At 56.2% G+C, this 12,415-nt stretch carries 13 protein-coding genes and 1 pseudogene; 3 read left to right on the top strand and 11 right to left on the bottom strand.

Going from position 1 to position 12,415, the window contains the following annotated elements; all coding sequences use genetic code 11:
- Positions 1–15 precede the first annotated feature (15 nt).
- On the bottom strand, positions 16–870 hold the full coding sequence (locus CWI35_RS11470) for an IS982 family transposase (protein ID WP_119877750.1): 855 nt from the start codon (positions 868–870) through the stop codon (positions 16–18).
- Positions 871–1,032: 162 nt separating this feature from the next.
- Here CWI35_RS11470 and CWI35_RS11465 point away from each other — a divergent pair.
- A pseudogene (locus CWI35_RS11465) lies at positions 1,033–2,396 on the top strand (ISLre2 family transposase).
- A 237-nt stretch (positions 2,397–2,633) separates the two neighbouring features.
- Positions 2,634–3,572 (top strand): polyisoprenyl-teichoic acid--peptidoglycan teichoic acid transferase TagU, encoded by a 939-nt coding sequence (locus CWI35_RS11460; RefSeq protein ID WP_020278519.1) that lies wholly within the window; start codon positions 2,634–2,636, stop codon positions 3,570–3,572.
- A 336-nt stretch (positions 3,573–3,908) separates the two neighbouring features.
- Here the strand turns inward: CWI35_RS11460 and CWI35_RS11455 are convergent, their stop codons facing one another.
- From CWI35_RS11455 to spoIIID, 7 genes are all read right to left on the bottom strand, one after another.
- Positions 3,909–4,280, bottom strand: a complete 372-nt coding sequence (locus CWI35_RS11455) for a hypothetical protein (RefSeq protein WP_020278517.1) — start codon at positions 4,278–4,280, stop codon at positions 3,909–3,911.
- A gap of 142 nt (positions 4,281–4,422) precedes the next feature.
- Entirely contained in the window at positions 4,423–4,860 is a 438-nt protein-coding gene (gene fabZ / locus CWI35_RS11450) for a 3-hydroxyacyl-ACP dehydratase FabZ (protein WP_011232796.1), read from the bottom strand.
- Between the two features lie 33 nt (positions 4,861–4,893).
- A complete protein-coding gene (locus CWI35_RS11445) occupies positions 4,894–5,235 on the bottom strand; it encodes a DNA-directed RNA polymerase subunit beta (protein WP_011232797.1) in 342 nt (113 codons plus the stop codon).
- Positions 5,236–5,246: 11 nt separating this feature from the next.
- On the bottom strand, positions 5,247–6,068 hold the full coding sequence (locus tag CWI35_RS11440) for a flagellar hook-basal body protein (RefSeq protein WP_119877749.1): 822 nt from the start codon (positions 6,066–6,068) through the stop codon (positions 5,247–5,249).
- 21 nt (positions 6,069–6,089) lie between these two features.
- Positions 6,090–6,920, bottom strand: coding sequence for a flagellar hook-basal body protein (locus CWI35_RS11435; RefSeq protein ID WP_119877748.1), 831 nt, complete (start codon positions 6,918–6,920; stop codon positions 6,090–6,092).
- Positions 6,921–7,261: 341 nt separating this feature from the next.
- Positions 7,262–8,263: a rod shape-determining protein gene (locus tag CWI35_RS11430; RefSeq protein WP_011232800.1), complete on the bottom strand. Its 1,002-nt coding sequence runs from the start codon at positions 8,261–8,263 to the stop codon at positions 7,262–7,264.
- 106 nt (positions 8,264–8,369) lie between these two features.
- Entirely contained in the window at positions 8,370–8,633 is a 264-nt protein-coding gene (gene spoIIID / locus CWI35_RS11425; protein WP_011232801.1) for a sporulation transcriptional regulator SpoIIID, read from the bottom strand.
- 310 nt (positions 8,634–8,943) lie between these two features.
- On the opposite strand from spoIIID, the gene CWI35_RS11420 reads away from it, so the two are divergent.
- On the top strand, positions 8,944–9,453 hold the full coding sequence (locus CWI35_RS11420; RefSeq protein ID WP_011232802.1) for a BsuPI-related putative proteinase inhibitor: 510 nt from the start codon (positions 8,944–8,946) through the stop codon (positions 9,451–9,453).
- A gap of 210 nt (positions 9,454–9,663) precedes the next feature.
- Here CWI35_RS11420 and CWI35_RS11410 read toward each other — a convergent pair whose 3' ends face one another.
- The 3 genes from CWI35_RS11410 to CWI35_RS11400 are packed head-to-tail and all read right to left on the bottom strand — an operon-like array spanning position 9,664 to position 12,405.
- Positions 9,664–10,197, bottom strand: coding sequence for a chromate transporter (locus tag CWI35_RS11410; protein WP_011232803.1), 534 nt, complete (start codon positions 10,195–10,197; stop codon positions 9,664–9,666).
- Positions 10,194–10,775 (bottom strand): chromate transporter, encoded by a 582-nt coding sequence (locus tag CWI35_RS11405; RefSeq protein WP_011232804.1) that lies wholly within the window; start codon positions 10,773–10,775, stop codon positions 10,194–10,196. Before CWI35_RS11405 ends, CWI35_RS11410 begins: the two co-directional genes overlap by 4 nt.
- A 25-nt stretch (positions 10,776–10,800) precedes the next feature.
- Positions 10,801–12,405, bottom strand: a complete 1,605-nt coding sequence (locus CWI35_RS11400) for a gamma-glutamyltransferase family protein (protein ID WP_119877747.1) — start codon at positions 12,403–12,405, stop codon at positions 10,801–10,803.
- Positions 12,406–12,415: the final 10 nt, after the last annotated feature.

The following is a 12,415-nucleotide window of genomic DNA, read 5'->3' as shown; positions in this document are numbered from 1 at the left end:
GGTGCTAGTTGAGCGTCAGCGCTCAACCAGCCCTAGTGTGACCAAGGAATAAGCCAACAAGATGCCATCGAGTGCCACTTCAAACCCGGCAATGGAATTCGCTCGAATGTCGGTGATCCGGTATTGGTCTACGAGAATCGAAAACACCGTCTCGATGACTTTGCGTTTTTTTTGGATCCATTCTTCCCATGCCTTGGATGAGCCGTGCTTTTGATTGTGTCGAGACGGTGTCCAGAACGCGGCTTGGTGTTCTTCGTACAGCTTTTCTCGAATAGCGTGGCTGATGTACCCTTTGTCCCCAAAGTTGTAGGGATGAGGGATTTGAGTCATCACCGTTTCAGCGGCTTTGACGTCGTGGCAGGACGCTTCCGTCACGACATAGCCCATGGCCAGCCCTTGATTGGTCACTTGAAGATGCAGCTTGAAACCGTAGTACCATTGCTTTTTGGAAGCACAATACCCCATATCCGCGATCCCTCGAAACCGCTTGACGCGCTGCATTCTTGCGGGATGGCACAACGGAAGAGGCAAGCTGTCGACGACCGCATAAGCATGGTGTTGGCCACGTTTCGCCAGCTCATGACGGATCCATTTGATGGCGAAACCAAGCGCCCGGCAGCGGCGGTTGTATCGGGAGCGTTCAAGAAACGAGCCGTTTGTGAACAAATTTCCCGTGACAAAACGATGCCAGGCTCGTTCGGAAGAAAAGCCCAGCAGCTTCCCCAAAAGGTGAACCGCCATGACCACTTCGTCTTCTTGCTTGACCAAGTGACGGTTGCGGCGATGAAGATCCATTTGAATTAACGACAGTTGGGCAGAAACAAAACAGAAAATAGCGGCATGTGTGAGTAAAATATTTGTGGGTGACATTCCGAAATGATCCCCGACGAGGGTTGCGAACTTTTGTTCGCGACGCTCGTCGGGGCCACCAAGCGAAGCGCGGTAGAAAAAAGCAAATGTCGTGAAAAAAGGACTCTCTCCCTGCTATGATGGTGATTGGCAAACCAACCGAAAACAGGAGGGAGAGAGTCCATGAAACATCTTGCCACAGAATGGCTTTTATTAAAAGAGCTGGAGGAACAATTAGTCAGAACTCTTCAAAAGGTGTTCGCTGTCTTGTTGGCGGCCCTTTTGGAGGAGATCGATCAACAACTGGCGGAAGCGCGGGACAAGCGCCGGTATCAGCTGAAAGACAAACGGCCGACTACGATCCAAACGCTGTTTAGAGAAGTGGCGTTTCGACGGAACGACTACTATGATCGGCAGGCGGGGGCGTATACCTTCTTGCTGGATGCCGAACTGGGCTTTGATGGAGCGCAGTCGATCAGCCCTTGCCTCGAGGAAACGGCGGTCGAGTTGGCCGTGGAGTGCTCTTCCTACCGCAAAGCAGCTCGCACACTCGAGTCGATCGTGAGGTATGCGGTCATGAGCCACGAGGCGATTCGCCAACTGGTGCTGGAGGCCCCTGTCTCGCTGCACCACCCTGTTTCCCAACGGCACGGCCGAGTGCTGTTTGTCGAGGCGGATGGGCTGTTCATTTCCCGCCAGGGGAAAGGGAAACGAGCGAAAGAAGAGAAAATCTTGGCGGTTCACGAGGGATGGAAACGAAACGGTTCGCAGCTCGAGCTCGTGAACCGGCGCCACTACCTCCATGAAGGGGCGGGAGACGTGTGGGAACGGTTTGAAGAGTGGCTGATGAAGGAATATGCCTATGATCCGTGCCGGGACCTTTTGATCATCAACGGCGACGCGGCGTCGTGGATCACGGCCTGCCGGGAGTATTTGGGAAGCGGGCCTGCTTTCAGCTGGATCGATTTCATGTGGCGCGGGAGCTGCGCCAATGCCTCTTGGGCCATCCGCGTTGGCGGGACGTGCGGAAGAAGCTGGTGAAACAAGACGAAACGGGGCTTCTCGTGGAGCTGAACAGCGCGGTCGGCACGTTGGAGGACGAAGCGAAAGAGAAGCAGATGGCTGCCATGATCCGCCGGATCGAGTCGATGCCGGGATGCATCCGGGACTATCGGGAGTGGCTGTCGGAGCAAGGGGTGGAGACGACCGGCATGCGTCCGATGGGCCACGCCGAGAGCGTGATGAGCCGGTTTGCGCATCGGGTGAAATCCCGCCGCAGCTGGAAAGACCAAGGGCTTCGGGCGTTTCTGAGGGCGATGGCAGCCCGAATCGACGGGATCGGGTGGAGAAAGGGACGGTGGGAGGAGCAAGAGCCCCAGTCGGCCGTCTCGGCCTCAACAAAGTCCAAGCGGATCGAACAGACCAAACGGAAGGCCGGACGGTTATGGGCAGATGTGGTGCGTCAGAATCTACCGTGTCTGCAACGGTCATCCGGGACGCCGATCCATCAAGCGTTGTCGGCGCTCCGGGATGGTGGTTGGGTGTAAAAAAATGGGATACCGTATCATCACCGCAAGATGAGGGATGAGAGTCCGAAAGCGCTTACGATATCAACTCCTGAAAATGGTTCGCTAACTAGTGATTGACAACGCCCGTAGTGAACCGAAAAAATGTTCTCCACAAAGTCTTGACTGACTCCACTCACTGCTTCCGGTTGTTTTCTTATGACAAACACTCTATAATCGAGTTGATACAATCGAAAATTCTATAAAGGAAGAGTGTCGATGAGAACAAAGCGCCGAAAAAAGAAAAAATGGCTTCGATGGTTGCTCGGAATATGCGTCGTGTTGCTCATAGGAGGAGCAATATTCGCCTATTCCATTTATCATCATGTGAAACAGACGGCGAACCAAATGCACGAGAACGTCAACTGGAAGTCGGAGAAACGGAAAGAAGACGTTTCGTTTGAACGGAAAACGCCGATTTCCATTTTGTTGATCGGCGTTGATGAACGCAAAGGGGATCGCGGGCGCGCGGATACGCTGATTGTGATGACGGTGAATCCGAACAAGCAGTCGATTGACATGGTGAGCGTGCCGCGCGATACGAGAACGGAGATTATCGGAAAAGGGACGAAAGATAAAATCAACCACTCGTACGCCTTTGGCGGAGTGGAGATGACGATGGCGACGGTGGAACACTTTTTAGATATTCCCATTGACTACTACATTAAGGTCAACATGGAAAGCTTCCGCGACATCGTCGATGCGGTCGGCGGCGTGACGGTGAACAACCCGTTCGCGTTTACGTATGAAGGAACGCACTTCCCGAAAGGCGAGATTACGTTGAACGGGGACGAGGCGCTGAAATACTCCCGCATGCGGAAAGAGGACCCGCGCGGCGATTTCGGGCGCCAGGACCGGCAAAAGCAGATCATTCAAGCGATTATTGAGAAAGGCGCCAGCTTCTCGTCGCTCACGAATTACAGCGATGTGCTCGCAGCGATCGGGAAAAACGTGAAAACGAACTTGACGTTTGAGGAAATGAAAGAAATTCAAGCGAATTACAAAGACGCCCGCAAGCACATTAAGCAGCTGCATATTACGGGACAAGGGACGAAAATCAATGGCATTTATTACTTGATCGTGCCAGAGAGCGAACGTCTGGCGATTTCGAATGAGTTGAAAGAGCATCTGGAGCTGAAAGCGACGGCGGCGAAGTAAATGAGACGCGCACCTTAAGAGGTGCGCGTTTTCATTGGGCAATGAAGTGCTTGGTGAGCTTTGTTCGGATCGTCCGATACCGTTCCGCGATGGGCGATTTTGGGTTGTCGACGGTGATCAGCTTCCGTTTCGCTTTTGTATCGTGCTTTCCTGTTTTACGAACCTATGGTTTCACCTCTTATTTACGGAATGGCGGCTTGGTGTTTCATGTTTTGATTTAAATCCACCACGATCATGCTGACAGCACCGAGCACCGTCAGTGTACTATAATCTGACAGAAATCGTTCCTAATTTCCACCAATCAAAAAAGCTGCCTGTTCGGCAGCTTCCATGCGGTTATTCGTCTTTATTGTCTTTGTCATTTGCATCCCGCGGATCTTCAATCGGGTCTTCGCGGTCCGGAACCGTATCGCGCTCATCGTCGCCCGGTCCGTTGTTCGTGTCGTCTCCCGGCGGGAGTTGATTGTTTTGGTTGTCGTTCAAATCGGTATCGCGGTTGTCCGGGATGCCGTCATTGTCTTTGTCGTTGTCGACGTTATCGTTTTGGTTGATGTCATCAGCCGGGTTTACGTCTTGGTCGTTGACATCGTTTTGATTGTTGTTCGGCGGCGGCGGATTGTTGTTGTCGCGGTTCATATTGCATCCAGCCGCTAAAAAGAGGGCGACAAGGGCGCTGAACAGCCGGATCAGCAACGCTTTTTTCTTCATCCTCTCTGCTCCTTTCTATTGGTTGTGGTGACCTTATGTAAGGCCGGTCCTTGTTTATCTTTCCCAGAAAGAAACTTTTCATTCGCACGCTATATAGCGCAGCCGACAAAAAAAACGCGCTCCCCAAAGGAACGCGTTTTGTTCAGTCAGCTCGTTTGTCGCCAAGAGCGAACATCAACTCCGTTTCGCAGACAAGCTCGCCGTCGACGGTGGCGATGCCTTTGCCTTTGCCGATGGCGCCGCGGGCGCGGAGGATTTCGACTTCCAAGCGGAGCTGGTCGCCCGGCTTGACTTGCTTTTTAAAACGGCAGTTGTCGATGCCGGCGAAGAAGGCGAGGCGGCCGCGGTTTTCCTCGCTTTGCAGGAGGACGACGGCGCCGACTTGGGCGAGCGCCTCGACGATCAACACGCCAGGCATGACCGGGTATTCCGGGAAGTGGCCGGCGAAAAATGATTCGTTGGCGCTCACGTTTTTGATGCCGACGGCGCGCTTGCCTTCTTCGATTTCCAGAATGCGGTCGACAAGCAAAAACGGATAGCGGTGCGGGATGATGGACTGGATTTGCTGGATGTCAAGCATGGACAAACTCCTTTCTCTCGTTTGGCGGCTTCATCAGCCGCGATCCGTTCCTTTCTCGACGATATCGATGATGTGCTTCCACGTGGACGGGCGGAATACATCGAGCGGCTTCCCATCGCCGATGGCGCTGTAGCCGACGACCGCGCCGGCGGCGAGGCTTGCGGCCATCAAGACGATCACGATGATCAGCCGAAGCCAGATCGGGATGAGCCGGGTGCGGACGAACCGGCGCGGCGCGGCCGCCTCCCCTTCCGGCGGAAGGGCTTTGGCTTCCGGTTCGGCGGGAGTCGGCGGGCTCTTTCTTACTCGGCCTTTCCGCCTCGCCATCCGGGAAGACGGCGAGCGCATAGGTTCTTGATGCCTCTCGTCACTCATCGCGATCCTCCTTATGAGGAGCGCATGCCGTTAATCAGCCCGAGCATTTGTTCCGAGATGGAAATGGCGCGGGCGTTCAGCTGATACGCTCGGCTTGTCGCCATCAGGCCGACCATTTCCTCGCCAAGGTCGACGTTCGCTTGTTCGAGCGCGCCTTGCTTGATGCTGATTTGGCCGCGCAAGTTGCCGTTCAGTTCTTCGGCCGCGCCTGGGACATTGGGAAGCGCATAGATGCCGCCGCCGCGGGCTTCCAGAAGCTGCGGGCGGCGAATCATAGTGACGCCCAAATTGACGCGGGCGACGACGCGTCCGTCGGCATTGGTTGCCGTCAACGTCCCAGTCGGGGACATCTGCACGTCATGCGCATCGGCGGGAAGCATAATCGGTGCGTTTCTTTCATCAAGGACAAACAGGCCGTCGCTTGTCGTCAAAGCAAGCTGGCCATTCACCGGTGCAAGCGAAAAGTTGCCAGCGCGGGTGTAGCCGATCGTTTCCGCGCCATTTTGATCGGCCAGACGGACGCGGAACCATTGGTTTTCGGCCGTCAAGGCAAAATCCAAGCGGCGGTCGGTTTCCACCAGCGCGCCTTGCTTGGTGATGAGCATCGTCGAAGCGAGGCGCGCCCCATTGCCATAGCGCACGCCCGCCGGCGTTTGCCGGGGCGCTTCGTCGTTCGGCAGGCGGTCGATTTGTTGGGTCAAGAGCTCGGCAAAGCTCGCTTCGCGCCGTTTAAAGCCGACGGTGTTGCTGTTGGCGATGTTATGGCTGATCGTATCAAGCCGCTCTTGCAAGGCGTTCATCGTGTTGGCGGCGGTGAGCATCGAGCGGAGCACGGGCTTGTCCCCCTTTCGTCATCATTTCAGGCGGCCGACTTCGTTGACGGCCTTGTCCAAGCTGCGGTCGTACGCTTGGACGATTTTTTGGTTTGCTTCAAACGTTCGGTAAGCCGCGAGCAAGTCGGTCATCGTCCGCTCGACATCGACGTTCGACCGCTCGAGAAAACGCTGTTTCACCGTATACGTCACATTGCCGGGCGCCTGCGGCAACGGCCCTGTCGTGCTGCGGAACAGGCCGTTTCCTTCCTTCACCAATGTTTGCGGATTGGCGGCGAAGGCGACGCCGAGGCGAGCGGCCGCTCCGTTCTCATCGATGATCATTCCGTCATCGCGGACCGAGAACCGCTCGCTTGAGAGCGGAATGCGCTCTCCATTGGCATCCAGCACATACCAACCCTCTTGCGTCGTCAAGTAGCCGTCCGGACTTATGGTGAAATGGCCGTTTCTCGTGTAGCGGACCTCGCCCTCACCTGTTTCGACGGCAAAAAACAGCGCGCCTCGCTGCCCGCTTGCCCGGTCGACGGGGACTTGTCCGTCCACAATGGCCATATCGGTCGCCAAGCCGGTTTCTTTCACATCCCCTTGGCGGAAGTTCGGGATGAGTTCTTGCATATAGACGCCCGTAACGAGCGGCCCAATGACGGTTTGCGTCGGGATGGCGCGCCTTGAGGCGGTCGGGATCGGTTGATCCTCGAGGCGGCTCATCAACAGTTCCGGAAACGCTCTCATCGCGGCCGCATCGGCTTTGTATCCCGGCGTTTCGGCGTTCGCCAAATTGTTCGTCAACCAATCCACGCGCCGCTCTTGCGCCAACATGCCGCTCGCGGCGGTGTACAACCCTCTCAACATGACCAGCACCTCGCTTGTCCGATCGATCAGAAAAAGCCGCGGCCGCTCTTTGGGCAGCGGCGGATGGGGTGTTCCCTATGGTCAAGCGGGCGGCGCGTTGCCCTGCCGCTCCGCTCCTTTCCATTCCATCTTTCATTATAAGCGGGCAAGGGCAGCCGCGGCATCCCCCGCCATTCCTTTTTTGCCCGCCTCGCTTGTCCCGGCGGCGGTTGTATCCATTTTGATCAAGCCATGAGAAAAACGTCCTTCCAAAGCGGTCTGCGCCTGAATGACGCAAAAGGTTGACTCTATAAGGTTGATCCAGAATGAACCATCTCTTGGCCAAAGGGCATGACGGCTTTTTAAATCAATTGCGATTTTGGCGCCCGATCGATGTTTTCCAGCATAATCCCGGTGCCAAGAGCGACGCAGTCCATCGGATTCTCCGCGACGAACACCGGAAGCTTCAGCTCTTCTGACAGCAATAAATCGATGCCATGAAGCAATGCACCGCCACCCGTTAAAATGACGCCGCGGTCGATAATATCCGCCGACAATTCCGGCGGGGTGCGCTCGAGCACGCTTTTGGCGGCTTGTACAATCAACGACACCGGCTCGCGAAGCGCCCGTTCGATCTCCTCCGATCGAACGGTGATCGTGCGCGGCAGTCCGGTGACGAGATCGCGGCCGCGGACGTCGATTTCTTCGGACCGTGCGCCTGGGAATACCGTTGCGACCTTAATCTTGATTTCCTCGGCCGTTCGCTCCCCAATGAGCAGCTTATATTCGCGCTTGATGTAGTTTAAAATCTCCATATCAAACTTGTCCCCGGCCATTTTAATGGAAGAGGCGGTGACGATGTCTCCCATCGAGAGAACCGCGACGTCAGTCGTGCCACCGCCAATATCAACGACCATGTTTCCGCACGGCTGAAAAATGTCCATTCCGGCGCCAATGGCTGCGACTTTCGGCTCTTCCTCCAAGTACACTTTTTTGCCGCCGCTTTTTTCCGCTGCCTCTTTGATCGCTTTCCGTTCCACGGATGTTGTGTTCGTCGGGCAACAAATCAAAATGCGCGGTTTGGCGAAAAAGCCTTTTAGGTCGAGCTTGCTTAAGAAATGCTTCAGCATGGCTTCGGTAATGTCAAAATCCGCGATGACGCCGTCTTTGAGCGGCCGAATGGCAACAATATTCCCAGGAGTACGTCCGACCATTCGTCGTGCTTCTTCGCCCACTGCCAGCACTTTGTTCGTGTGTTTATCGATCGCCACGACGGACGGCTCATTGAGCACGATGCCTTTGCCTTTGACGAAAATGAGGACGTTCGCCGTGCCTAGGTCGATGCCGATGTCTCGTGAAAACATATGACTTGCTCCTCCTTGCCTCTGCCCTAAAATCATTCCTAATTGTTTATTCTACCATATTTGCCTCCCGGAATGATACTGCAAACGGCAGATGGCAAGGAAAAAGTCAGTTGTTTTTCACCGTCTGCTTTTTATACTTTTTCTTCGTTGCTTCCCCGCCGCGCAAATGGCGGATCGATTTATGGTAATCGAGAATTTGTTTGACTTCTTGGGCCAGTTCCGGGTTGATTTCCGGCAGCCGCTCGGTCAAGTCTTTATGCACGGTGCTTTTGGATACGCCAAATTCTTTCGCAATGACGCGAACGGTTTTCCTTGTCTCCACGATATACTTGCCAATCTTGATCGTACGCTCTTTGATGTAATCGTGCACACCACTCGCCCTCCCTAGGTTGGATGTGAGAAGTGAGAAGTGTGAAATGAGACTCGTCTTGCCAATGATGGGCGCCGCTTTCGTTGGATGTCTTAGAAGCGTCTTCATCGCGTCGCTTGCCGGTTGTGAACGATCCCCACCTCAACCACTCTCATTGCTGTTCAATTTGTAACATTTTATTAGACAAATCGGGCATATATACCAGAAATATCAAGGCGGACAACGGTTTTTTCACAATTTTTTTGCGGTTTGTAACGAGAGCGAAATGGGAAACGACTATATTATAAAGAGGTAAAAAGGAGGCACCGACATGGGCAAAGGAAAAGTGATCGGCATCGCCGCGGCGTTAGCAGGGGTAGCGGCAGCGAGCGCACTGCTCGTGCATGTCAATGCCGACGAACGGCCGCAAGCGAAAGACGATTTGCTTGCCCCAGCGCCATCAGGCAAACCGGCGCCCGCGGGCGGAAAAGGCATCATCGCCGGGACGCTTGAGCCATCGCTGACATATGAAAAACAAAACGGGGCATACGTGTTTACCTTCACGGTGAAAAACCAAACCGAACGCGTGCAAACGGTGACGTTTACGAGCTCGAAAAAGTATGACTACGTTTTATACCGCGATGGACAAAAGATGAAGCAGTTCAGCGAAGGGAAGATGTTTGCGCAAATTTATGAGGAACGGCCGTTAAAACAGGGGGAAGAGCTGTCGTTTCAGGAAACGTTCCGCGACCTAGAACCGGGGACGTATACGCTTGAGTGGTGGCTCGCTGATCCAAACTGGCCGAACGCGCGGGCGAAGGCGACATTTACGGTCGAGTGAAGGCGCTGCCGGTTTGCCTTCGCGGCTGTTGCCGCGCTCGCCATCCGGCGTCTAAATTAGGAAAACGCTCCTGTCCCGAGCGCTTTTTGCGGCCTTTTCCAACAGGAATTTCTGCATCGATGTTCTTTTTTGCCCGCGCTGCCACAAAAAGAGGGATGCTCACCCATGGATGAAGCATCCCGTTGCAGCGCCGAAAAGATTTTCCCTGCATTACGACAAAAAGAAAGCCCCATACACAAGCGCCAAGACGATGACGTACGCTGGGTGGATGCGCCATTTGCCCAGCAGCAAAAAAGCGCTCGCGGCGGTGAGAAACGCCGTTTGGCCGAGCCCGGCCCCTTCGTACGATTCGCGGAAAAGGTCGATCGCCATAATCCCGAGCATCACGGCGATCGCTGGGCGGATGTAGGCGGTGAGCCGCTTCACTTGCGGCGCGTCTTTCCATTTGTACAAGAGCCCAAGCAGCGCCAACAGCAAAACGAGCGACGGAGCGACGCTGGCAAACACTCCGATGGCAGCGCCAAGGACGCCGGCTTGTTCGTATCCGATATAACCTGCCATTTTCGTCGCAATGGGGCCGGGAAGAGAGTTGCCAAGCGCCAGCACCTCGCTGAATTCGTTGACCGTCATCCAGCCGTAGCGGTCAACGACCTCGTGCTCGATGAGTGGGATGGAAGCCGGGCCGCCGCCGTAGCCGAGAATGCCGGGCCAAAAAAAGGCGAGAAACAGCTGCCAGTAGATCATGACGACGCCCTCCTTTCTCCGCCTTTGTCTCTATCCACCGCCTTCGGCTTGCTTCGGCCGACAAACGCGGCCGCAAGCAACACTGCGACCACAAGCGCCGGATGAAGGCCGAGCCACTGCAAGGCCAAAAAGCAGGCAAGAAGGAGCAGGGCGGCCGGCCGCCAGCCGAGGGCGGCGCGCGCCTGTTTGGCGAACTGCCACGTCATCTCGGCAAGCATGACGGCCACGACCGGCACGACCGCTTTGGTCATCCCAGCGACCCATGGTGTGTCTTTAAACGAGGATAAGGCGGCCAACAGCACGATCATCAACACGACCGTCGGGGCCGTCGTCGCCAACACGGCGTTCACTAAACCGAGCGCGCCGCCGACACGGTAGCCGATATAACCGGCAAGCTTCGTGGCGATCGGGCCGGGCAAAGCATTGGCGATGGCCAGAATTTCAGCGAATTCTTCATCCGCCATCCAGCGGTATTTCGCCACCACTTCAGCGCGCACAAGCGGGATCGAAGACGGGCCGCCCCCATATCCAAGCATGCCGACGCGGAAAAAAGCGAGAAACAAATGCCACTGGTTCATCGAAGTCATCCCTTTATCGTGAGTCTCACCAAGCGGCCACCGCACCGTCCGTGCGCGGCTCCGTCCCGGCGGCGAGCACGCCGGTGTCAGGATCGCGCCAAATGATTTGCCCGCGGCCGAACAGTCCGCTGTCCAACGCCAAGCGGATGTCATGCCCTTTGCGGGCGAGCGCTTCAGCGATATGGCGCGGGAAGTGCGGCTCCACCAATACCGTTTTCCCTTCCATCCACTGCCAACGTGGCGCATCGAGCGCCGCTTGCGGGTTTAAGTCAAAATCGATCGTGTTCATGATCACTTGCAGATGCCCTTGCGGCTGCATAAATCCGCCCATGACACCGAACGGGCCGACCGGCGCGCCGCCTTTGGTCAAAAAGCCGGGGATGATCGTATGGTACGGCCTTTTCCTTGGCGCCAGCCCGTTCGGATGGCCTTCATCAAAGGCGAAGTTATGGCCGCGATTGTGCAAGGCAATGCCCGTTCCTGGGACGACGAGGCCCGAGCCGAAGCCCATGTAGTTGCTTTGAATATAGGACACCATATTCCCTTCGCCGTCCGCGGCGGCCAAATAGACCGTTCCGCCTTTTGGCGGCGTTCCCGGCTCCGGCGTCAGCGCCTCCTCGCCGATTTGCGCCCGGCGCATCGCGGCAAACGATTCCGACAACAGCTCGTCTGGGCTGCAGTTCATATAGCGGCAGTCGGCGATGTACGCTTTCCCATCGGCAAAGGCAAGCTTCATCGCCTCGATTTGCCGGTGGTGCGTCTCGACATCCGGCACGCTCGGCACGTCAAACCCGTTCATGATGTTGATGGCCATCAACGCGACAATCCCTTGGCCGTTCGGCGGAATTTCCCACACCTCATAGCCGCGGTAGGAGACGGAGATCGGCTCGACCCATTCCGGTTCATACTCGGCGAGGTCGTCCGCCGCCAAAAAGCCGCCGTATTGCTTCGAGAAGGCGGCGATTTTTTCCGCCAGCTCGCCGCGGTAAAAGCTTTCCGCTTCCGTTTCGGCAATGGAGCGCAGCGTCGCCGCATGGTCCGGCGAGGCCCACACTTCGCCGATCTTCGGCGCGCGGCCGCCCGGCGCAAACGTCGCAAACCAGGCGGCAAACTCCGGCCCGCGAAGCGCTTCTTTGTATGTACGAAACGCCGCAGCCCAATACTTTCCGAGCACTGGCGAAACCGGATAGCCGTTTTCCGCATAGGCGATCGCCGGTGCGAGCGTTTCCACAAGCGGCAGGCGGCCGAAGCGCTTTGACAGCGCCGCCCACGCCGCCGGCGCCCCCGGAACGGTCACCGGAGCAAAGCCGTATTTCGGCATCTCTGTATAGCCGCGCTCTTTCAGCGCTTCAATCGAGATCGCTTTCGGCGCATAGCCGCTCGCGTTTAATCCGTACAGCTTCCCGTCCGTCCAAACAAGGGCGAACGCATCGCCGCCGATGCCGTTCGACGTCGGTTCGACAACCGTTAAGCAAGCAGCCGCAGCGATCGCCGCATCGATGGCATTGCCGCCTTTTTTCAACACCTCAAGCCCCGCCTGCGCCGCGAGCGGCTGCGATGTCGCCACAACGCCGTTTTTGGCGAACACCGTCATCCGCTGCGATGGGTATGGGTGGTATAGGTAGTCCATGGCAGTTCCT

This window comes from [Bacillus] caldolyticus, from assembly GCF_003595605.1.
GTDB lineage: Bacteria > Bacillota > Bacilli > Bacillales > Anoxybacillaceae > Geobacillus > Geobacillus thermoleovorans.
This window is presented reverse-complemented; position numbering and strand designations above follow the sequence as displayed.

Excerpts from the sequence above, each read along its gene's own strand:
- fabZ (WP_011232796.1), bottom strand. The coding sequence starts at position 4,860 with ATGCTTGACATCCAGCAAATCCAGTCCATCATCCCGCACCGCTATCCG.
- CWI35_RS11445 (WP_011232797.1), bottom strand. The coding sequence starts at position 5,235 with ATGAGTGACGAGAGGCATCAAGAACCTATGCGCTCGCCGTCTTCCCGG.
- CWI35_RS11400 (WP_119877747.1), bottom strand. The coding sequence starts at position 12,405 with ATGGACTACCTATACCACCCATACCCATCGCAGCGGATGACGGTGTTC.
- CWI35_RS11405 (WP_011232804.1), bottom strand. The coding sequence starts at position 10,775 with ATGAACCAGTGGCATTTGTTTCTCGCTTTTTTCCGCGTCGGCATGCTT.
- CWI35_RS11430 (WP_011232800.1), bottom strand. The coding sequence starts at position 8,263 with ATGTTTTCACGAGACATCGGCATCGACCTAGGCACGGCGAACGTCCTC.
- CWI35_RS11470 (WP_119877750.1), bottom strand. The coding sequence starts at position 870 with ATGTCACCCACAAATATTTTACTCACACATGCCGCTATTTTCTGTTTT.
- CWI35_RS11460 (WP_020278519.1), top strand. The coding sequence starts at position 2,634 with ATGAGAACAAAGCGCCGAAAAAAGAAAAAATGGCTTCGATGGTTGCTC.
- CWI35_RS11435 (WP_119877748.1), bottom strand. The coding sequence starts at position 6,920 with ATGTTGAGAGGGTTGTACACCGCCGCGAGCGGCATGTTGGCGCAAGAG.
- CWI35_RS11455 (WP_020278517.1), bottom strand. The coding sequence starts at position 4,280 with ATGAAGAAAAAAGCGTTGCTGATCCGGCTGTTCAGCGCCCTTGTCGCC.
- CWI35_RS11410 (WP_011232803.1), bottom strand. The coding sequence starts at position 10,197 with ATGATCTACTGGCAGCTGTTTCTCGCCTTTTTTTGGCCCGGCATTCTC.
- CWI35_RS11420 (WP_011232802.1), top strand. The coding sequence starts at position 8,944 with ATGGGCAAAGGAAAAGTGATCGGCATCGCCGCGGCGTTAGCAGGGGTA.